The organism is Fundidesulfovibrio butyratiphilus (assembly GCF_054657235.1).
Map to the genome: position 1 here is coordinate 169,072 of NZ_BAAHXA010000002.1, position 18,975 is coordinate 188,046.

23 protein-coding genes are annotated in these 18,975 nt (G+C 59.6%); 10 read left to right on the top strand and 13 right to left on the bottom strand.

Features of this window, described 5'->3' with window-relative positions; genetic code table 11:
* From ACYQ01_RS11890 to ACYQ01_RS11930, 9 genes are all read left to right on the top strand, one after another.
* A complete protein-coding gene (locus ACYQ01_RS11890; RefSeq protein WP_459934080.1) occupies positions 1-447 on the top strand; it encodes an EF-hand domain-containing protein in 447 nt (148 codons plus the stop codon).
* 252 nt (positions 448-699) lie between these two features.
* Complete coding sequence (locus ACYQ01_RS11895; RefSeq protein ID WP_459934081.1) at positions 700-1,620, top strand: ADP-ribosylglycohydrolase family protein; 921 nt, start codon at positions 700-702, stop codon at positions 1,618-1,620.
* 57 nt (positions 1,621-1,677) lie between these two features.
* Positions 1,678-2,439 carry a class I SAM-dependent methyltransferase gene (locus tag ACYQ01_RS11900; protein ID WP_459934082.1) on the top strand — a complete coding sequence of 254 codons (762 nt, stop codon included), beginning with the start codon at positions 1,678-1,680 and terminating at the stop codon, positions 2,437-2,439.
* Positions 2,440-2,482: 43 nt separating this feature from the next.
* Positions 2,483-3,742 (top strand): histidine--tRNA ligase, encoded by a 1,260-nt coding sequence (gene hisS, locus ACYQ01_RS11905; RefSeq protein ID WP_459934083.1) that lies wholly within the window; start codon positions 2,483-2,485, stop codon positions 3,740-3,742.
* Between the two features lie 22 nt (positions 3,743-3,764).
* Positions 3,765-5,591 (top strand): aspartate--tRNA ligase, encoded by a 1,827-nt coding sequence (gene aspS, locus ACYQ01_RS11910; RefSeq protein ID WP_459934084.1) that lies wholly within the window; start codon positions 3,765-3,767, stop codon positions 5,589-5,591.
* Positions 5,592-5,593: 2 nt separating this feature from the next.
* Positions 5,594-6,106 carry a peptide deformylase gene (def, locus tag ACYQ01_RS11915; RefSeq protein ID WP_459934085.1) on the top strand — a complete coding sequence of 171 codons (513 nt, stop codon included), beginning with the start codon at positions 5,594-5,596 and terminating at the stop codon, positions 6,104-6,106.
* A 50-nt stretch (positions 6,107-6,156) separates the two neighbouring features.
* The gene (gene fmt, locus ACYQ01_RS11920; protein ID WP_459934850.1) at positions 6,157-7,089 is read left to right on the top strand and encodes a methionyl-tRNA formyltransferase; all 933 of its coding nucleotides are present in this window, start codon (positions 6,157-6,159) and stop codon (positions 7,087-7,089) included.
* Positions 7,090-7,258: 169 nt separating this feature from the next.
* Positions 7,259-8,086, top strand: coding sequence for a DUF116 domain-containing protein (locus tag ACYQ01_RS11925; RefSeq protein WP_459934086.1), 828 nt, complete (start codon positions 7,259-7,261; stop codon positions 8,084-8,086).
* A gap of 49 nt (positions 8,087-8,135) precedes the next feature.
* Positions 8,136-9,464: a transcription antitermination factor NusB gene (locus ACYQ01_RS11930; protein WP_459934087.1), complete on the top strand. Its 1,329-nt coding sequence runs from the start codon at positions 8,136-8,138 to the stop codon at positions 9,462-9,464.
* Positions 9,465-9,485: 21 nt separating this feature from the next.
* Here the strand turns inward: ACYQ01_RS11930 and ACYQ01_RS11935 are convergent, their stop codons facing one another.
* The 10 genes from ACYQ01_RS11935 to ACYQ01_RS11980 form a co-directional block, all read right to left on the bottom strand.
* Entirely contained in the window at positions 9,486-9,872 is a 387-nt protein-coding gene (locus ACYQ01_RS11935) for a lysozyme inhibitor LprI family protein (RefSeq protein ID WP_459934088.1), read from the bottom strand.
* A complete protein-coding gene (locus ACYQ01_RS11940; protein ID WP_459934089.1) occupies positions 9,859-10,089 on the bottom strand; it encodes a hypothetical protein in 231 nt (76 codons plus the stop codon). The genes ACYQ01_RS11935 and ACYQ01_RS11940 overlap by 14 nt, the downstream gene beginning before the upstream one ends.
* Entirely contained in the window at positions 10,086-10,478 is a 393-nt protein-coding gene (locus tag ACYQ01_RS11945) for a DnaJ family domain-containing protein (RefSeq protein WP_459934090.1), read from the bottom strand. The genes ACYQ01_RS11940 and ACYQ01_RS11945 overlap by 4 nt, the downstream gene beginning before the upstream one ends.
* 104 nt (positions 10,479-10,582) lie before the next feature.
* On the bottom strand, positions 10,583-11,215 hold the full coding sequence (locus ACYQ01_RS11950; protein ID WP_459934091.1) for an ABC-type transport auxiliary lipoprotein family protein: 633 nt from the start codon (positions 11,213-11,215) through the stop codon (positions 10,583-10,585).
* Positions 11,212-12,123, bottom strand: coding sequence for an MlaD family protein (locus tag ACYQ01_RS11955; RefSeq protein ID WP_459934092.1), 912 nt, complete (start codon positions 12,121-12,123; stop codon positions 11,212-11,214). The genes ACYQ01_RS11950 and ACYQ01_RS11955 overlap by 4 nt, the downstream gene beginning before the upstream one ends.
* Before the next feature lie 30 nt (positions 12,124-12,153).
* Positions 12,154-12,957 carry an ABC transporter ATP-binding protein gene (locus ACYQ01_RS11960; RefSeq protein ID WP_459934093.1) on the bottom strand — a complete coding sequence of 268 codons (804 nt, stop codon included), beginning with the start codon at positions 12,955-12,957 and terminating at the stop codon, positions 12,154-12,156.
* Position 12,958: 1 nt separating this feature from the next.
* A complete protein-coding gene (locus ACYQ01_RS11965) occupies positions 12,959-13,708 on the bottom strand; it encodes an ABC transporter permease (protein ID WP_459934094.1) in 750 nt (249 codons plus the stop codon).
* Positions 13,709-13,717: 9 nt separating this feature from the next.
* Complete coding sequence (locus ACYQ01_RS11970) at positions 13,718-14,038, bottom strand: STAS domain-containing protein (RefSeq protein WP_459934095.1); 321 nt, start codon at positions 14,036-14,038, stop codon at positions 13,718-13,720.
* Between the two features lie 143 nt (positions 14,039-14,181).
* Positions 14,182-15,228 (bottom strand): bifunctional heptose 7-phosphate kinase/heptose 1-phosphate adenyltransferase, encoded by a 1,047-nt coding sequence (locus tag ACYQ01_RS11975; RefSeq protein WP_459934096.1) that lies wholly within the window; start codon positions 15,226-15,228, stop codon positions 14,182-14,184.
* The gene (locus ACYQ01_RS11980) at positions 15,218-16,156 is read right to left on the bottom strand and encodes a ParB/RepB/Spo0J family partition protein (protein WP_459934097.1); all 939 of its coding nucleotides are present in this window, start codon (positions 16,154-16,156) and stop codon (positions 15,218-15,220) included. Before ACYQ01_RS11980 ends, ACYQ01_RS11975 begins: the two co-directional genes overlap by 11 nt.
* Before the next feature lie 97 nt (positions 16,157-16,253).
* Here ACYQ01_RS11980 and ACYQ01_RS11985 point away from each other — a divergent pair, with 97 nt between their 5' ends.
* Entirely contained in the window at positions 16,254-16,688 is a 435-nt protein-coding gene (locus ACYQ01_RS11985) for a hypothetical protein (protein WP_459934098.1), read from the top strand.
* 46 nt (positions 16,689-16,734) lie between these two features.
* Here the strand turns inward: ACYQ01_RS11985 and ACYQ01_RS11990 are convergent, their stop codons facing one another.
* The 3 genes from ACYQ01_RS11990 to ACYQ01_RS12000 all read right to left on the bottom strand — a co-directional run bounded on the left by ACYQ01_RS11990 (position 16,735) and on the right by ACYQ01_RS12000 (position 18,919).
* Positions 16,735-17,502: a ParA family protein gene (locus tag ACYQ01_RS11990; RefSeq protein WP_459934099.1), complete on the bottom strand. Its 768-nt coding sequence runs from the start codon at positions 17,500-17,502 to the stop codon at positions 16,735-16,737.
* 42 nt (positions 17,503-17,544) lie between these two features.
* Complete coding sequence (locus ACYQ01_RS11995) at positions 17,545-17,835, bottom strand: GAK system XXXCH domain-containing protein (RefSeq protein WP_459934100.1); 291 nt, start codon at positions 17,833-17,835, stop codon at positions 17,545-17,547.
* 76 nt (positions 17,836-17,911) lie between these two features.
* Entirely contained in the window at positions 17,912-18,919 is a 1,008-nt protein-coding gene (locus ACYQ01_RS12000; RefSeq protein ID WP_459934101.1) for an NAD-dependent epimerase, read from the bottom strand.
* Positions 18,920-18,975 lie beyond the last annotated feature (56 nt).

Sequence of the window (18,975 nt, forward strand, 5' to 3'; positions counted from 1 at the left end):
ATGAAACGTCTCGTTTCCCTTCTGTGCGCGGTCGTTCTGCTCTTCGGAGCCGGATCGCTGGCCATGGCCCAAGGCAAGGCCGGGTCCAATCGAGGCGCTGCCGGATTCAAGGCCGCCGACGCCAACGGCGATGGCAAGGTCACCAAGGAAGAATACCTCAACCACGCCCGCAAGCTGGCGGAAAAGCGCTGGGAAAAGCTCGATACCGGAAACAAGGGCTACATCACCGTCCAAGACGTTCAGACCCTCAAGCAAAAGCGCGCCGAAGCCCGCGAAGCCCGTCGCGCCGCCAAGGCCGGACGCGGACCGGGTGCCGCGCCCGCCGCGACCGATACCTCCGCTCCCGCCGCCGCTCCCGCCGCCGCTCCCGCAACTCCGGCGGCCCCCGCGGCTCCGACGGCCCCCGCGGCTCCGGCGGCCGCGCCTGCCGCGCCCGCCGGACAATAACGCGATTTTTCGCCATGCCTCCCGGGCTGGGGGAGAACATCCTCATTCTCCTCCAGCCCCTTCCCTTTCCTGCGGTTTCGCCGAGTTTTCACACACATGACGCACAGTCCGCGATGCGGACGCCCCGCCCCCCTGTCGTTTCCTGTTGCGCGCCCCTTTCGCCCGACAGCGCTTTGCGCTAGGGTTTGATGGGGATGTTTCCCGTTTGTTTCCTTCCGTTCGACCGCTGTTTCGTCTTTGGTTGGAGGGTTCATGTACGAACGCGCAAAATCCATGGTTCTGGCCTCGTTTGTGGGCGACAGCCTGGCCCTTGGCGTGCACTGGATCTACGACCAGCCCCGCATACTGGCCCTGCATCCCCACCTGGACGGCCTGACCGACCCGGACCCGGCCGGCTACCATCCCAACCGCAAACGCGGCGACTTCACCCACTACGGCGATCAGACCTTCGTGTTGCTGGCTTCCCTGGCCCGTTGCGGAGGATTCGACGCCGCCGATTTCGCCTCCTCCTGGCGCAACCTGTTCAGCCAATACGATGGCTATCTGGACCGGGCCACCAGGAGCACCCTGGAACGCCTGGACCAGGGGTGGACGCCTGAAGACGCCGGGTCCAACTCCACCGACCTGGCCGGCGCGGCGCGCATAGCGCCTCTCGTCTTCGCCCTGCGCCGGGACGAAGAAACCCTGGTCGCGGCCGCGCGGGCCCAAACCGCCCTGACGCACCGCCACCAACCCGTGATCGACGCCGCGGAATGTTTCGCCCGGGCCGCGCTTCTGGCCCTCTCCGGACAGGACCCGGTGAACGCCCTGCGCCTGGCCCTTCAGGGCCGGCTGCCCGGTTCGCCCCTGCACGCCTGGCTGGCCGAAGGCCTTGAAGCCGCAGACGAGGACACGTCCGCCGCCGTGGCCCGGCTCGGCCAGAGCTGCCATGTGGACGGGGCCTTTGCCGCCGTGGTTCAGATCGTGGCCCGCCACCCCTTTGACCTGCCCGGCGCGCTTTTGGCGTCCACGCTGGCCGGCGGCGACAGCGCCGCGCGCAACATGCTCATCGGTCTGCTGCTCGGAGCGGCCCCGGGCGGACAATCGCTTCCGGAGGACTGGCTGGCGGGGCTGAACGCCCGCGCCCCCATCGAAGGCCTGCTCGACGAGATCGAACGCAAAATGACGACCTGACGCAATTGACCATGGATTCCGAAACACCCACTCTTCCCGCCGCGCCGGAGTTTTCCCATGCTCTGGGATCTTGACGACCTGCGCCGCCACGAAAACTGGCTGACTTCCCGCGCCGGGGCCTTCGCCTTCGCCCAGGAGCGGCGCCTTTTCGAAGCCCTGACCGCCTGCTGGCCCAGGCAAGGACGCACGTTTCTCGATATCGGATGCGGAGCCGGGCACAATCTGGAAAATTTCCATGAATCCGGGTTTAGCGTCACCGGAGTGGACAAGTCCCCGGTCATGCTCCAGGCCGCGCGCGAACGCCTGGGACAGACCGCGACCCTGCACCTGGCCGAGGCCACGCACTTGCCCTTCGACAACGACGCCTTCGATTACGTGGGGCTGTTCACGGTGCTCGAATACGCCGCCGATCCCGGAGATCTGCTGCTCGAAGCCGTGCGCGTGGCCAAACGGGGACTGATCGTGGGCTATCGCAACGCGTTTTCGCTGTACGGCCTGTGTCGCGGTCGCTCACGCTCCACGCACCAGGCCCGGTTCTTCACTCCCTGGCGCATGCGACGCCTGCTTCATGCCGTGGCGGGACACGTTCCCTTTGTGGAAGCCAGCGTGCTGCCCGGCCCCCCCTGCACCTGGCGGACGGGTTTTCCCCTCTACGGCTTGGCCAGGGGATTGTGCCGCATGCCGATGGGCGCCTACTGCGCGTTGGCCGCCGATCTGTCCGCCGAACCGCCCCTCACCGGGCTGCCGGCCTGGACCGCGCGCCTTCTCACCCGGCTTCGGGCGCAAAGTCTTTTTGACAAGGCCGGCGCTTCTGGCTAACAGCATCCTTTTGCCGGGCGCTAGTCCCGCTCAAGGAACCCGCATGGACAAAATCCAAAAGATCAAAGGCTTCGCGGATCTGCTGCCCGACCAGGCCAGCCAGTTCGCCCGCCTGGAAACCGTGGCCAAAACCGTCTTCGGCCGCTACGGATACCGCGAGATCCGCCTGCCCATCCTCGAACGCACGGAGCTTTTCGCCCGGTCCATCGGTGAAGAGACCGACGTGGTCCAAAAGGAAATGTACACCTTTCCCGACCGCAAGGGCCGTTCCCTGACCATGCGGCCCGAAGCCACGGCCGGGGTCATGCGCGCCTACATTGAAAACAACATGCATGCCGCGCAAGAGCTTTCCAAGCTCTACTGCACGGGCCCCATGTTCCGCTACGAACGCCCGCAAAAAGGGCGCATGCGCCAGTTCCATCAGCTCGACGTGGAGGCCGTGGGCTCCCCTTCGCCCTACCTGGACGCCGAAATGCTTTTCATGCTGGCCGACTTTCTCGGCGAGATCGGGCTTACGGACCTGAGCGTCGAACTCAACTCCCTGGGCTGCCCAGCCTGCCGTCCCGCCTATCAGGACGCCCTGAACGCCTATTTTCGCGGGTTTGATTCCGGCAGCCTGTGCGAAGACTGCCTGCGCCGCAAGCTCACCAATCCCTTGCGCGTGCTCGACTGCAAGGTCCCCGGTTGCCGGGAGCTGACCAAGGGCGCGCCCTCGCTTGCCAACTACCTGTGCGACGAGTGCCGCGAACACTTCGCCGTGGTGACCGGGCTTCTCGACAAAGCCGGATTCTCCTACGTGCTCAACCCCCGCCTGGTGCGCGGGCTGGACTACTACGTGCGCACCACGTTCGAGGTGGTTTCGGGCAAGATCGGGTCCCAGTCGGCCGTGGCCGGCGGCGGACGCTACGACGGCCTGGTAAGCGCCCTGGGCGGGCCGGAACTGCCCGGCGTAGGCTTCGCCTGCGGCATGGAGCGCCTGGCTCTGCTGCTTGGACAAGGCGAAACCCCGGCCCCGGATTTTTTCATCGCCGCCCTGTGCCCCGAAGCCCTGGGGCCGGCCCTGGAACTGGCCCAGGCCCTGCGCGCGCAGGGCCTTTCCGGCGAATGCGCCCTGGCCGCCAAAAGCGCCAAGAACCAGCTGCGCCAGGCCGCCCGCCTGGGCGCGAAACGCTGCCTGATCCTGGGCGAATCGGAACTTGCAAACAACACCGTCGTGGTCAAGGACATGGCCACCGCCGAGCAGACATCCCTGCCCCGCGTGGACGTGACCGCCCTGTTGACCCGGCCTTCTGAAGCCAAATAGCCACCCTTTTTCGGAGCAGAACATGGACGAGACTCTCAACGCCGCCGAACCCGAAGCCCGCGTCGCCGACCCCTTGGGAGACTGGCGGCGCACCCACAGCTGCGGCCAGCTCACGGCCCAAAACGTCGGCGACGAGGTCTGCCTTATGGGCTGGGTGCAGTTCCGCCGCGACCACGGCGGGCTCATCTTTATCGACCTGCGCGACCGCAGGGGTTTGACCCAGGTGGTCTTCAGCCCGGAACTGGCCCCCAAGGCCCACGAACGCGCCCACGTGGTGCGCAGCGAATACGTTCTGGCCATTCAGGGCCGGGTGCGCCCGCGTCCCGAGGGCATGGCCAACCCCGGCATGGTCACCGGCGAGATCGAAGTCGTGGTCATGGATTTCAAGCTCCTGAACACGGCCAAGACCCCGCCCTTCACCATCGAGGACCGGGTGGACGCCTCCGAGGCCCTGCGGCTCAAATACCGTTACCTGGACCTGCGCCGGCCCAAACTGGCCGCCAACTTCCTCTTGCGCAGCAAGGTGGCCCAGAGCGTGCGCCGCTATCTGGATTCCCTGGACTTTCTCGAGGTCGAAACGCCCATGCTCACCAAGAGCACGCCCGAAGGCGCGCGCGACTTCCTCGTGCCCAGCCGGGTGAACCTGGGCATGTTCTACGCCCTGCCCCAGAGCCCGCAGCTCTTCAAGCAACTGCTCATGGTGGGCGGGCTGGAGCGGTACTATCAGATCGTGAAGTGCTTCCGCGACGAAGACCTGCGCGCCGACCGCCAGCCCGAGTTCACCCAGATCGACATCGAAATGAGCTTCGTGGACGAAGAGCAGGTCATGGACATGGCCGAGGAAATGATCCGGGTCGTGTTCCGCGAAAACCTCGGGGTCACGCTTCCCGATGCGTTTCCCCGCATGACCTACGAGCACGCCGTTGGCCGCTACGGCCTGGACAAACCCGACGTGCGCTTCGACCTGCCGCTGACCGACGTGACCGACCTGGTGCGCGACTCGGCGTTGCGCGTGTTCGCCAAGGCCGAACTGGTCAAGGGCCTGCGCGTGCCCGGCGGCGAAAGCCTCACCCGCAAGGAGATCGACGCCTACACCGAGTTCGTGAAGATCTACGGGGCGCAAGGCCTGGCCTGGATCAAGATCCGCCCCGGCGAATGGCAATCGCCCATCGCCAAGTTTTTCACCGACGAGGAGCGCGCCGCCCTGGCCGAACGCCTGGAACTCCGTGAAGGCGACATCGTCTTTTTTCAGGCGGGCGCCTCGGACATGGTCAACAACGCTCTGGGCTATCTGCGCGTGCAACTGGGCGAGCGGTTCGGGCTCATCGACCACGACGTGTTCGCCCCGGTCTGGGTCACGGACTTTCCCCTGCTCGAATACGATCCCGAGGAAAAGCGCTACGTGGCCAAGCACCACCCCTTCACCTCGCCCCAGGATGGCCATCTGGAGCTTTTGGCCAGCCAGCCCGAAAAGGCCCTCGCCCGCGCCTACGACCTGGTGCTCAACGGCAACGAGATCGGCGGCGGCTCCATTCGGTGCCACACCCTGGACCGTCAGACCGCCTTGTTTTCCGCCCTGGGCATCAGCCCCGAGGAAGCCGAGGCCAAGTTCAGCTTCCTGCTGAACGCCCTGCAGTACGGCGCCCCGCCCCACGGCGGCATCGCCTTCGGCCTGGACCGTCTGGTCATGCTCATGTCCGGGGCCAAGTCCATCCGCGACGTCATCGCTTTTCCGAAAACGCAGAAAGCCACCTGCCTCATGACGGAAGCGCCCAGCGACGTGAGCAACAAGCAACTGCGCGAGCTGGGCATAAAGCTGCGCGAAAGCCTCACCAACAAGGAGGGCTGACCATGGCGAGGGAGATTCTCACCTATCCCAACCCCGTGCTCGCCCAAAAATCCGAGGACGTCCAGGAGATCACCCAGGAGATCCGCGACCTGGCCGATGAAATGGCCCAGCTCATGTACGAGAACCGGGGCATCGGCCTGGCCGCCCCCCAGGTGGGCGAATCGCGTCGGTTGGTGACCATCGACCTCTCGGGTCCCGAAGAACGCACCGAACTCATGGTGCTGGTGAACCCGGTCATCCTCTCCAAGGAAGGCAAGGTGGTCGACGAAGAGGGGTGCCTTTCCGTCACCAACTTCCGGGCCAAGGTGGAACGGGCCGAAAAGGTCCTGGTCAAGGCCCGAAACCTGGACGGCGAAGAGGTGAACCTGGACGCCGACGGGCTGTTGGCCATCTGCCTGCAGCACGAACTCGACCACCTGGACGGCGTGCTCTTCATCGACCGCATCAGCAGGCTCAAACGCGGCATGTACGACGCCAAGATCAAGAAATGGTCGCATCGCAAGAAAAAAAGCTGACCGCCGTCTTCATGGGCACGCCGGACTTCGCGGCCGCCATTCTCGAGTCCTTGCTGGATTCGGGAAGCGTTTGCGTGCCGGCCGTCTACACCCAACCCGACCGACCCGGCGGACGCGGCCACAAGCCGCAACCCTCCCCGGTCAAACGGCTGGCCCTTGCCCGCAACCTGCCCGTGGAGCAGCCTTTCAACTTCAAGTCCGCCGAGGATGTCGCGCGTCTGGCCGGCTACGCCCCCGACCTTTTGATCGTGGCCGCCTACGGGCTCATTCTCCCCCAGGTCGTGCTGGACATCCCCCGCCTGGCGCCCCTCAACGTCCACGCCTCGCTGTTGCCCAGACTGCGCGGCGCGGCCCCCATCCAGCGGGCCATCCTGGAAGGCGATGCGGTGACCGGCATCACCATCATGCGCATGGAAGCCGGGCTCGATACCGGCCCCATGCTGTTGCGCACTTCGCTGTCCATCGGACCCGACGAAACCGCGGGCGAACTGCACGACCGTCTGGTCGATCTGGGATGTCACACGCTTCACGACGTACTTGGCGATATCGAATCGCACCTGGCGTCGGCCGAACCCCAAAACGACGCCTTGTCCAGCTACGCGCCCAAGATCGTCAAAGCCGACACGCGCATTGATTGGAACGATTCGGTGCGCAATGTCCACAACCGCATCCGGGCCATGTCCCCAAAACCCGGCGCGGCGTTTTTTTTGACCCTTCCGGGCCAAAAGGGCCAAATTCGCCTTCTGGCGGCTCCTGGACGGTTCACCCATGTCGACCCCCAGACCAACCCGCCAGGAAGCATCCTGGGGCTTTCTGACGACTCGCTTTCCATAGCCTGTCGGGACGGCATCTATTCGCTGTCTCTGGTGCAACCCGCCGGCAAACGCCCCATGGACGCACGCTCGTTCTATTGCGGCTACCTGCACGCCCTGGACCCGAACGCCCCCCTGGTCTGCGACGCGCCGCCCGATCTTGTCGGTTGATCCTTGCGCCTTCAGTTTCGTTGCGCCAAACCACGCCGACGCCGCGATTCCTTTCTTCGCACATTGAACATCCGTTTTTCTCTCTCGTGTGGACGACGTACGACGTGACACTTGCTTTTCGCTCAGGACACGCTATTTTCAGCGTATTCCCCACATGCATCGGATAGCCATGGAACCAGTAGAAACTTCACGCAAGCGACTCTTCATAGGACTCATCACCGGAACTTCGCTCCTGGTCTGTTTGGCCTTGGCGTTGCTTTGGATCGTTCCCACCATCGGTCTTTCCGCCATTCACCCCTGGGCGACGGCGATATGGGGAGCGGTGGTGCTTTTGTGCATCGTCCTGGTGCTCTGGGCCGCTTTGGGCCTGGCCCTTTCCGTGGCCTGCGGGCGCACCTTGCCGTTTACCAGACGCCTTCGCGGCCTGACCGTGAAGCTGTTCCTCCCGCTGATGATTCTTTTCGGTCGCGTGGTTGGCATTTCGAAAGAACGGGTGCGCAACTCGTTCATCAAGGTCAATAACGAACTCGTCCTTGCCGAAGGCAAGCGGTACAAGTCGTCCGAAATTCTTCTGCTTCTGCCCCATTGTCTCCAGTCGAGCACCTGTTCCGTGCGGCTCACCTACAACATCAACAACTGCAAGCGGTGCGGACGCTGCCCCGTGGCCGGCCTTCTCACGCTTTCCGAAGCCTACGGCGTGCACATGGCCATCGCCACCGGGGGCACCATCGCCCGACGCATCGTGGTGCAGAAGCGGCCCAAGCTCATTTTGGCCGTGGCCTGCGAACGGGACCTTTCCAGCGGCATTCAGGACACCTACCCCCTGCCCGTGTTCGGCGTGCTGAACGAACGACCCAACGGCCCCTGCCTGGATACCCAGGTCTGTCTGGCCACCATAGAGCGGACCCTGCGCCTGTTCCTCAACACCCGGCAAAACACGGCCTGGATCCTGCCCACCCTGAACCGCGCCGCTCCTCTGGCGGCCAAGGAATCATGATCGCCTTCGACCTTTTTTTTCACCGGCCGTTTTGTTTTTCGGGCCTGTCATGAGCCGCGTCAAACCTGTCCTTCCCCCGTCCCGACGTGCGGCCCTGGCGGCGCTCGACGCCATTTTCCCTTCGGGCAAACGCACCAGGGCACAAGACGCCCAGGAAGCCCTGGACCACATCCTTCCCACGTGCCATGACCCGCGTGACAAACGCCTTGCCACGGAACTCGTCTATGGGACGTTGCGCCTTATGGGGAGATACGACTTTTTGGCTAGGTCGCTTCTGGCCAAACCCGAAAAGACCCCGCCCCAGGTTTTGCGCATCCTGACCGTGGCCCTGCACGAACTGACACAGCTGGATCATGTTCCGCCCCACGCCACGCTTTCCTGGGCCGTGGACGCGGCCAAGGTCCGCGTGGGCGCGTTCGCCGGCTCCTTGGTCAATGGCGTGCTGCGCGCCGCCCAACGCCTGGGCGACGTTGTGAACGACCCGGAATACTACAGGCGCGACGCCTGCGCATTCGACGTGTTCGTCAGCCGATACGCCAGCGCCCCTTTGTGGTTGACGCGGATGCTTGTTTCCGCGTTCGGCGAGGAGAAAACCCTGCGTTTGCTCGAAACCCAACTCCGTCCCGCCCCGCTCGGACTTCGCGTCAACGCGTCCAAACCCGGGGCCCTGGAACTTTTCCAGCGCTTGTCCTCGGCCCCCGGCGCCATCTGGTCCGACTTCCCGGCCTTGGCCTTTTCATCCGGCTCCCAGCCATTGCCGGACGAAGAATTTTCCCACCTGGAGGCATCCGGCCTGGTGTCGCGCCAGTCCGCGGCCGTGCACCGCGCGCTTTCGATCCTGGGCGCTTCTCTCTGGCCGGAGCCGGTCTACGACGCCTGCGCCGGACGCGGCGGCAAGACCGCCTGGCTTCTGGAAGCCGGCAAACGCCTTTTCGCGGCCAGCGACAGAAACCGTCGTCGCCTGCGCGGCCTGCGGCGAGAACTCCATCGGCTGAGTCTGCCCGAGCCCTCGATCTTCGTTGCCGACGCGACCCACTTCGCCCTTCGCAACAAACCCTCCACCATTCTGCTCGACGCCCCATGCAGCGGCATGGGCGTGCTCGCCAGGCGCCCCGACGCCAAATGGAAACGCTCCCCGGACGATCTGGCCGATCTGACCCGTCTCCAGGAGGATATTCTTGAAGCCTGCCTGGCCGAACTGCCGGCCGGCGGGGTTCTCGCCTATCTTACCTGCACCATTTTGCCCCAGGAAAACGAAATACAAGCCGCCCGGTTGGAACACCGGCACGGCTTGACCACCCTGGCCCAGGTGGACGAAAACAGCTTTTATGATCTGGGAGAGTTCTTCTGGGGAAAAGTCTGGAAAAAGCCGGGATGAAGACGCGGCCGCGTCCCCCCCTCATCGCCCCGTATGGGTGCGCAGGTCGCGCACCCGATCTTCCGTGAGTTGCGCCTTCACGGTGTCGCGATTGACCGTTCCCACCCGAACGTTTTCACTCGCCACCATGGCCACGTCCGCTTCGGCATCGCGCCATTTGAGCCAGGCGTCCTGAGCGGCCGCGATGGCTTTCTTCAGGTTCTCGTCTTCCAAGGTCTCAAGAAAGCGCATCTGGGCAAGCATGTCCCGCTCGGCCGCCCGCAAGCGCAAACGCGCGCACTCCTCGCTTTCGTCCAAGTCCGTCGGACGCTCACAGTTCTGCGCCCGGGCGGGCAACGTCGTCAGCAGCAAAAGCGCCAACACAGACCCGACAACACGAACCACCTTGACCGTATCAATCCCCATCATCACCCTGGCGGTCCTGCGGAGCCTGGGCGCGATACGCGGCGAGAATTTGCTGATGTTCGCGTGAATCCGCAATTTCATTGTACTTCTTTACGAAATCGTCGACCTTGTCCTTGGGAATCACGTATTCCCCGTTCTCACTGAGACGAGCATAGGGAAAATACTGCTGCATCAAGCCATCGGGAATGAGGCATTCTCCAGGCGGTGTCTTGCACTTCATGATTTTTCCTCCGTGTCTCTGACCGGGACGCGCGAAACAAGGGCATCGAAATAGTCGGCGTTCGCCTCCAGACTTTCCATGCGTTTTGCCCCAAAACCGGCCTTGGTGAACAAAATTTCCATCTTTTGCAACTGGCGCAGCCGTTTGCGCTCCCCCGTGTCTTTCGGCAAGAGGTCGCGGGTGGTCTTCACGCCCGTCTCCTTGGCCAATTCCTCTGGAGCGTAGCCGGCATTTTTCAAGAGCTTGTAGGCCATGCGCAGGTCTTCGGGCACATTGGCATCGTCGTCCAGGTCCAAGGGTTTGCCCTTTCCCGGAAGATTGTCGAATTCGCCCTTTTCCATGGCTTCGAGAATGCGTTGTTCCGCTATGTAGGCTATGGCTGCGAACATGGTGCGCCTCTTTGCTTGAACCCGTCGACCGTGGCGAATGGTAGCGGGTTCGGTACGCTGGTGGCCACGCGGTCGCGGTGGGGGTTTCACTTTTCCATGCGTCTTTACCGCGCGCCTGGCAAGTGCTTCCCTTCCTTCATCACGGATTCCAGCCAGGCGGAGACTTCGCCCGAAAGCCTGGCCAGCGCCTCGGAACCGGCTTCGGCCACGCCCTGGGCGTCCAGGGACCGCACCGGGGACTGGACGAAAATCTCCTTCGAGGCAAGGGCCGCGACCTGTTTTTCGTCCCAGAGTTGCACCTGCACGGCGGCGTGCAAGGTTCGCGATTCGGTGTCCACCCAGAACGCGTTCACCATACCGGTGAGCACTCCATCGGCGCGCGTGGTGGAACGCATCGGCCAAACCGGAGCGACCCCGGACGAGCAGGACAACCCCTGCACAAGGGCCTGCTCCACAAGACGGGCCGGTGGCCCTTCCCAGTACCAGGCCAAGCTCGGTCGCATTACCCGCCCCCGACCCAACAACACGGCCTGCCTATCCAACGCGTCCACGGCCTTGAAGGACTTCAACGCCACCGTGACCCGGGTCCCCGGAGACGCCTGTTGCGCGCAAGGTTCCCCGGTCGCGGGACGGACGCTCAAGTACTCTTCCACCGGAGGGGCTTTGCCCAGACACCCCCCCAGCACTAAAATGGCGAGCGCCCAAACAAACCACCGCACCCCGCGCAATCGCTTCACTTGGGACCTCCCTGCGGCTGACGAATCACCTCCCAGGGCCGGTCGCGCAATTTGGCCGAGAGATGCTTGAGATCGCTCGAAAGCTTGTTCACGTTGTCGAGAATGTCTTCGAGCTGCGCTTGATCGTAATTGACGGCCGATTGCAGACTCTGAGTGAGTTCGCCGATGCGCTTCACTTCGTGACGCAGGTCGCCCATTGTGACCCGGGCGTCGCCTTGCAGCGTGTTCACCGCCGAGGATATGTCCTGCAAGGTATGCGACGCGTTCTGAACCAGGACGCGTCCGTCCTTGGTGATGCCGTGCCAACCGGTCTTGAGCTCCTTGGCCGCGGATTCCAGTTCCGCCACCAACACCGGCAGCCGGTCGAGAACCTGGGAAACGCGTTCGGCGTTCTTGGAGTTGATGACCTGCTCCATGCTGCTGACCATCTGGTCCAGCTTGGGGCGAAGGTCGTTGAGCACCGCACCGGCCAACCCGGCCAACTGGGCCATGTCCACCGATTCTTCCGAAGGGATCACACTTCCCGGCTTGATCGGTTCGCCGGGCGAATCCTGAGGATCGAGAAATACGTAATAGTCGCCAACGAGCCCTTTCTGGGCGATGCGTGCCACCACGCCCTTGTGCAGCACCAGAGGGGGGCGAATGCCCACTTCCACCCGGATCAGCCGCGGGTCCTTGGGGTCGACGCCGATGGCCTGAATGCGACCCACATCCAGGCCGCCGTATTTGACCGGACGCCCCACCGAAAGGTCTTTCACACTGACGAAGCGGATGGAATAGACGTCGAATTTTTCCCAGAAGCGAAATCCACCAAGAACAACAATAAACGCGGCCAAAATGCCGCCGCACACCAAAAGAGCCACCACGGCCCGAATGGTGTCCTTTCTATGTGCGGATTTGAGAAACATGCGTTTCGGCCCCTTGTACCCGGTTTGGAATCAACCCTGTTGCCGCTTGCCGTTTTCTCCCTTGGTGGAACGCGTCGGTTTACGGTCGAGAAATTGCCGCAGGAACGCGTCCCCGCTGGCCCGCAGGCCGTCGAGATCGCCCTGATAGACAACGCCTCCCTTGTAGAGCACCACCACATGGTCCGCAATGGTGAAAAGACTGGCCAGATCGTGGGATACCACCACAATGGTCATGTTGAAGGCGTCTTTGAGATCGAGGATGAGTTGGTCAAGATCGGCCGAGGTGATGGGATCCAGGCCGGATGTCGGTTCGTCGCACAAAAGAATTCGCGGATCCAGCGCCAAGGCCCTGGCCAGGCCGGCGCGTTTCTTCATGCCCCCGGAAAGCTGATTGGGAAAATAGTCCAGAAAGGGCTCCAGCCCCACCAGGCCGAGTTTCAGGCGCACCACGGTTTCGATCAGGCTGTCGTCGAGCATCGTGTGTTCCCGAATCGGCAACGCGATGTTTTCCCCCAACGGCAACGAGCCGAGCAAGGCGCCATCCTGAAACAGTACCCCCATGCGTCGGCGCACTTCGCGCAGTTGATCCGTGTCCAGCGCGTAGAGGTTCGCGTCGCCCAGCATCACCCGACCATCCGTCGGCTCCAGAAGGCCGAGGATGGTACGCAGGAGCGTGGATTTTCCCCCTCCCGATCCGCCGAGAATGACGGTTATTTTTCCCGCCGGCAACACGGCGTTGATGTCATGGAGAATGGTTTTTTCCCCATAGGCCAAACGGATGTTCTCCAATCGGATTTCGGGAGCGTCGTGGCTGTTGGTCCAGGCGAGTTCCATGTCAGCGTGTCCAATAGATGAGGCTGGTGAAAATCAAATCCAGGAGTACGACCACGAAAATCGATTGCACGACGCTGCGCGTGGTGCGATTTCCCACGTCGAAAGCACCTTCCCTGGCCAGAAAGCCCTGCCAACACCCGATGATGGTAATGGCGAGCCCGAAGGCGATACTCTTGATCAGGCCGGAAAACATATCGCGCAAGGTGACAAAAGTCGTTGTCTGTTCGTAGTATTCCGAGCTGGAAAGTCCCAGCACGTTGACCGAAAACAGCCCCCCGGCAAGAATACCCACGAAGTCGGCCCAGACCGTGAGCAGGGGCATCATGAAAAACATGGCCAGGCACTTGGGCCAGACGAGAAAGCGCACTGAATCCAGCCCCATGACTTCGAGCGCGTCGATCTCCTCGGAAATTTTCATGGTGGCGATTTCCGCGGTAAAGGCCGCGCCGGCCCGACCACTCAAAATCAGCGCCGTAAGCAAGGGTCCCAACTCGTTGATCAGTGTGACCCCCACCAAACTGGCCACATAGGAAAGCGCCCCTACCTTTTCCAACTGCGCAGCGGACTGGAGCGCCAGAATCACCCCTGTGCAGCCGGATATGACACTGACAATGGGCATGGAGCCCGAACCAATCCAGGCATAATGTCGCCATTGCTGCCATTTGATATACGGTTTTTTCGAAAAAGGCTTGACCAGACAGACGAGCAGTCTGTTGACGAGCCAGACAAGCTGATCCAGATCCTTGCTCACCTTGCGGCCTTAGATTCCAAACAGGTCGCCGATCTGCGTCAGGCTGAAAAGTTTATGCACCTGAAGCGACGCGGACGTGACTTTAATGGAGCGTCCATTGGCCTTGAGCGCCTTGCGCACCTCGATAAGGACAGCCAACCCGGAGCTGTCGATGTATTCCACGTCTGACATGTCCAGCCGAACCTCTCCCTGGGATTGGGCGAACGTTTCGGTCATCCAGTCGCGCACCATTTGGGAATTGGTGAAATCAATCTCGCCGGAAAGTTTGATCACTCCGGTTTCGTCAGACACCACACCCTTCCAGGGGGATATTTTGTCGGCCTTGGCCATGTCGAATCCTTCCACTCCAGTCTCGATCAGTTGCGGCAAGAATCGGAATTTGCCCTACCCACTCACGCTCCACCGGCATACTTGAGGGAAACGTCTCCTTCCGAAGTCCCAGGCGTCGCTCCCCCGTGTCTTTCTTGATCGCGTCACAGAGCCAACCAGGTCTCCGCTTCCAACAACGGACAACTCGACAGGGCCTCAAGGAGCTCTTCCGGCGACGTCACAGCCGTGCCCACCTGACCCACAACCAAACTCGCGGCCATATTGGCGAGCATTCCCGCTCCCATAACATCCAACCCGGAAGCCAATCCCAAAGCCATGGCGGCCATGACCGTGTCGCCGGCGCCGGTGACGTCGAACACCTTGTGGGCCAGGGTCGGAAGCCGAAACACCCGCTGTGGTTGCTCGAAAATGGCCATGCCCTGCGCCCCCAAGGTGATGCAGAGCTTTTCACATCGCAATTTTTTGAACAGGGAGAGACCCGCGCGAATGACCCCATCGCGTTGGGTGGTTGGGATGCCGGTCATTTCCGCCGCTTCTTTGGCGTTTGGCGTGAGCATGAAGACGTCTGTGTACAGATCGGTGTTCACGACCTTGGGATCGACCAAAACTTTCGGCCGCTTTCCATCGGTATTTCGAACGGAACGCACGGCCTGCATGACCAAGTCGCTGACCACGCCCTTTCCGTAGTCCGACACGACGACCACGGAATATTCCGGCAACAACTTTTTCAAAACATCCAGGAACCCTCGCGCAGTCGAAAATTCTAAAGGCGTGCAATCTTCCCGATCGACACGCACTAGCTGCTGGTTTCTGGCGATGATCCTGGTTTTCACCGTGGTCAGGCGCCTTTTTTCGGCCAGCAAATGTCCTGAAATTCCGCTTTCGGCAAGAAGCCCTTGCACAATTTGACCCGGGCCATCGGCACCAATGACACAGACGATATCGACCGTGGCCCCCAACGCGGCGATGTTCCGGGCCACATTTCCCGCTCCCCCCAAAACATGCCACTCCCCGCTTACCTGCAGGACGGGAACCGGCGCTTCGGGAGAAATGCGTTCAACCTCCCCCTGCATATAGTGATCGAGCATGATGTCGCCCACCACCAACACTTTGCGTGAAGGGAATTGCTGGACGACATGCAGAAGCGATTTGGCTTCCAGCGTGAAACCGTCCTGAGCATCAGGAGGCATCGGCGACACCGATTTTGTCCAAAAGATTATTCAATTCATCCGCACTGGAATAGGCAATGGTCACTTTTCCTTTTGACCCGTCCCCACCCAGTTTCACTTTGAGACCAAAATGCTCTGTCAAACGCGAGGCCAAATTGGAGAGCTGCTCATCGCGTTGCGCCTTGGGCGAAGACGAGCGGCGTGGTGCGGGAGCCAAGTGTTCTTCACCCTCGGGCAAGGAACCCGTTTCACGCCAATGGGCGGCTTGCCGCTCCACTTCCCTGACCGACATGTCCGAATCCAAGAGACGACTCCACAACTGGCGCCTGGCATCGGCATCCGTCACGGAAAGCAAGGCGCGAGCGTGACCGGCGCTTATTTGATCGCTTCTCAGACTTTCTCGGATTTCCTCGGGAAGTTGCAGCAGACGTAGACTGTTCGACACTGCGGAACGGCTGCGTCCCATTTTTTGGGCGAGACTTTCCTGGCTGAAACCGAACTGTTCGATGAGCTGCTCATACCCTTTGGCTTCCTCCAGGGCATTGAGATTTTCCCGCTGAAGGTTTTCCACCAAGGCCATGGCCAGGCTCAACTCATCACTCACGTCCCTGACAATGGCCGGAATCGTCTCCATTCCAGCCAAAGCGCTCGCGCGTAGCCGTCTTTCCCCGGCCACCAGTTCGTATCCATGCGCCTGACCTTGGGTGGACGGACGGACCAGAATGGGTTGCAACACCCCCTGTTCCTTGATGGACAAGGCCAAATCGGCCAGAGCCTGTTCATCGAATTCCAACCGCGGTTGCCTTGGATTGGGGCGTATGTCCGAAATATTGAGTACGGTCACTTCCATGGAATCCTTATCCACGGAAATCCCCTTGAGGAGAACATCGAGCCCTCTTCCCAGTCCCTTCGCGACAGCCATGGTGTCCCCTTTTTCATCCCAACTCATGCTTGACATCAACAGGCAACTCCTTACCCTCATCGCTTACTTTCTGGCAACCGCCCGTGTCGGTTTTAACCCATTTTTCCACTTCAGGAGGCAACGAGTGCCCTTTTCCAACGATCCTCTTCAACCGTTGTACGATCAGGACCGTCGAATGCTCGGCGTTTTTTTGCATGTTTCTCTTTGGGAAAAAGTGCAATCCAAAATCGCTCCCTTTTTGAACCAAGCTTTGGAAGAGCTCAATCCCACCCCTCCCGCTCCGCCTGTCGAACCCCTTGCCGATTGGGATATGCTGAATCAATATTGGGATTTTTCCTATCCGCTCACCCCGGACGTCACCTGTTCCAATTGCGGCGCCATGACCAACAATTGGCAGGAAGATTCTCCCCGAAAGTTCTACCTGAAAGCCGCGAATCTTGGCGGACTGGTCAATTTTGAATGTCAGAGCTGCAAGGCCCGCATCATCAAACGGCATTTCAAAAAACACGTTGATGTTGAATGCCGCCCTTTTGTCGAAAAACAAAAAGGCGGAAGCTGAAAGCTCCCGCCTGGTTGACGAAACACACGATGACCCTTGCCAGGACTCAAACCGGTACCCGGCAGAGAATTTCCCTGGCCAGGGTCATATAGGATTCAGCTCCCTTCGATTTGACGTCATAGCTGATGACGGGCAATCCGTGACTCGGCGCTTCACTCAATCGCACGTTTCTTGGAATCACCGTTTCAAAATGATGTTTTGGAAAACATCGCCGAATCTCTCGCTTGACATGGCGATTGAGCTTGTTGCGTCCATCGTACATGGTCATCACCACGCCCAGAAGCTGCAAACGGGTATTGAAACGACGACGAACCAGTTCAAAAGTCTTGAGGAGTTGCGCCACTCCTTCCAATGCATAATATTCGCACTGCAACGGAACCAACAATTCCGAAGCGGCACAAAGAGCATTCAGGGTAACAAGTCCGAGTGAAGGCGGGCAATCAAGCAAGATAAATTCATATTGGTCGTTCAAACGCTCGATCACATGGCTCAGATATTTTTCCCGGTCTTTTTTATCAACCAGCTCAATATCCGCTGCGACCAAATCGGATGTCGATGGAACGACGTGCAGGTAGGGCAACGAACTTTCATGAACCGCTTCCTCCGCTCTCTCCGGCTCGTAGAGAATGGAGTACAGATTGGCAGCCATGTCTTCAGGATAGATACCGAGGCCGCTGCCCGCATTTCCCTGAGGATCGCAATCGATGATCAGGGTTTTTTTTTCCATCACCGCCAAAGCCGCCGCGAGATTCACCGCTGTGGTGGTCTTTCCCACTCCGCCTTTTTGGTTGGCGATGACTATGCAACGCGCCATGCCATGCGCTCCTTTTCCAAACCATGTTTCACGTGAAACGCTTCAGGACTTGAAAGTTCGATGGCAGTAATCCTGAGCATCTTGAAGAGAATTGACAAGCCTGATGGAATCTTCAAGCTTTTTCTTCTTGACGGTTTGCAAAAGCTGGTTTGCCAGATGGGCGAAATCTTCCGCTTCACCTACCCAGGATTCTTTCGCTTGCATATGCAATTGCGTACACAAGCGGGAAAAATGACTGGCAAGTTTCTCATCAGGCATTTGACCGTCATGAGTCAAATCGAGAATTTTTTGAAAGGAATCTTCCAGATTTTTCTTCAAGGCAACGAAATTCATCTCCAACTACCTTTAGGTAAGGTTATATGTTCATTTAATTGAAAATTACTTGAGGCAAAGCCTTCTGTCAAGAGGCTCATTGCTTGTAGTAAGCGCGATACCATTCAATAAACTGTGAAATTCCATACTGTATTGGCGTTGATGGACGAAAACCTACGTCAGCAATCAAATCATCAACATTAGCAACAGTTGCAGGAACATCGCCAGGTTGCATGGGAAGCATTTCTTTTTGCGCTTTTTTTCCAAGGCAATTTTCAATTGCTTCAATATATTCCATCAATTCAATTGAGGAATTATTTCCTATATTATAAATTTTATAGGGAGCGATGCTCGAACTTGGATCCGGAGCGGCGCTCGACCATTCAGGATTTGGGGTGGGAATACGCAAGCTCACCCGAACAACACCTTCAATGATATCATCAATGTAGGTAAAATCGCGGCGCATTTTACCATGATTGAAAACTTGAATTGGTCTGTTTTCCAAAATTGCTTTCGTAAAAAGAAACAACGCCATATCCGGTCTTCCCCACGGCCCGTAGACAGTAAAAAATCTCAACCCCGTACAGGGGAGATTATACAAATAGCTGTAGGAATGGGCCATGAGTTCATTGGATTTCTTCGAAGCCGCATACAAACTGATTGGATGATCGACATTATCATGCACGCTGAACGGCATTGTTGAATTCAAGCCATAAACCGAACTGGATGATGCAAAAATAAAGTGGGAAACATTGTTATGGCGACACCCTTCAAGAAGATGGGTGAAACCGACAATATTGGATTGAACATAAGCCATTGGGTTCAGAATACTATAGCGAACCCCGGCTTGAGCGGCGAGATTGACAACATGGGTAAACTGATTTGATGCAAACAAATCATTGATAGCCGCCTGATCGGATAAATCCATTTTGAAAAACGTGAACCGATCATAGGGTTTTAAAATCTGCAAACGATCTTTCTTCAATTGAACACTGTAATAATCGTTGAGATTATCCAGTCCAGAAACTTCATACCCCATTTCAAGGAGGCGTTTGCAAAGATGAAACCCTATGAAGCCGGCGGCTCCTGTAATGAGAAATTTCATTGAGTTTCCTTTATCCCGGTTCCTGTGGAAAAGGTTTTTGTTTTTGTTAGTACATT

Excerpts from the sequence above, each read along its gene's own strand:
- aspS (WP_459934084.1), top strand. The coding sequence starts at position 3,765 with ATGGACGAGACTCTCAACGCCGCCGAACCCGAAGCCCGCGTCGCCGAC.
- ACYQ01_RS11935 (WP_459934088.1), bottom strand. The coding sequence starts at position 9,872 with ATGATGGGGATTGATACGGTCAAGGTGGTTCGTGTTGTCGGGTCTGTG.
- ACYQ01_RS11990 (WP_459934099.1), bottom strand. The coding sequence starts at position 17,502 with ATGGCGCGTTGCATAGTCATCGCCAACCAAAAAGGCGGAGTGGGAAAG.
- ACYQ01_RS11925 (WP_459934086.1), top strand. The coding sequence starts at position 7,259 with ATGGAACCAGTAGAAACTTCACGCAAGCGACTCTTCATAGGACTCATC.
- ACYQ01_RS11940 (WP_459934089.1), bottom strand. The coding sequence starts at position 10,089 with ATGAAGTGCAAGACACCGCCTGGAGAATGCCTCATTCCCGATGGCTTG.
- ACYQ01_RS11980 (WP_459934097.1), bottom strand. The coding sequence starts at position 16,156 with ATGAGTTGGGATGAAAAAGGGGACACCATGGCTGTCGCGAAGGGACTG.
- ACYQ01_RS11970 (WP_459934095.1), bottom strand. The coding sequence starts at position 14,038 with ATGGCCAAGGCCGACAAAATATCCCCCTGGAAGGGTGTGGTGTCTGAC.
- ACYQ01_RS11945 (WP_459934090.1), bottom strand. The coding sequence starts at position 10,478 with ATGTTCGCAGCCATAGCCTACATAGCGGAACAACGCATTCTCGAAGCC.
- ACYQ01_RS11960 (WP_459934093.1), bottom strand. The coding sequence starts at position 12,957 with ATGGAACTCGCCTGGACCAACAGCCACGACGCTCCCGAAATCCGATTG.
- def (WP_459934085.1), top strand. The coding sequence starts at position 5,594 with ATGGCGAGGGAGATTCTCACCTATCCCAACCCCGTGCTCGCCCAAAAA.
- ACYQ01_RS11895 (WP_459934081.1), top strand. The coding sequence starts at position 700 with ATGTACGAACGCGCAAAATCCATGGTTCTGGCCTCGTTTGTGGGCGAC.
- ACYQ01_RS11900 (WP_459934082.1), top strand. The coding sequence starts at position 1,678 with ATGCTCTGGGATCTTGACGACCTGCGCCGCCACGAAAACTGGCTGACT.
- ACYQ01_RS11955 (WP_459934092.1), bottom strand. The coding sequence starts at position 12,123 with ATGTTTCTCAAATCCGCACATAGAAAGGACACCATTCGGGCCGTGGTG.
- ACYQ01_RS11975 (WP_459934096.1), bottom strand. The coding sequence starts at position 15,228 with ATGCCTCCTGATGCTCAGGACGGTTTCACGCTGGAAGCCAAATCGCTT.
- ACYQ01_RS11995 (WP_459934100.1), bottom strand. The coding sequence starts at position 17,835 with ATGAATTTCGTTGCCTTGAAGAAAAATCTGGAAGATTCCTTTCAAAAA.
- ACYQ01_RS12000 (WP_459934101.1), bottom strand. The coding sequence starts at position 18,919 with ATGAAATTTCTCATTACAGGAGCCGCCGGCTTCATAGGGTTTCATCTT.
- ACYQ01_RS11890 (WP_459934080.1), top strand. The coding sequence starts at position 1 with ATGAAACGTCTCGTTTCCCTTCTGTGCGCGGTCGTTCTGCTCTTCGGA.
- ACYQ01_RS11930 (WP_459934087.1), top strand. The coding sequence starts at position 8,136 with ATGAGCCGCGTCAAACCTGTCCTTCCCCCGTCCCGACGTGCGGCCCTG.
- hisS (WP_459934083.1), top strand. The coding sequence starts at position 2,483 with ATGGACAAAATCCAAAAGATCAAAGGCTTCGCGGATCTGCTGCCCGAC.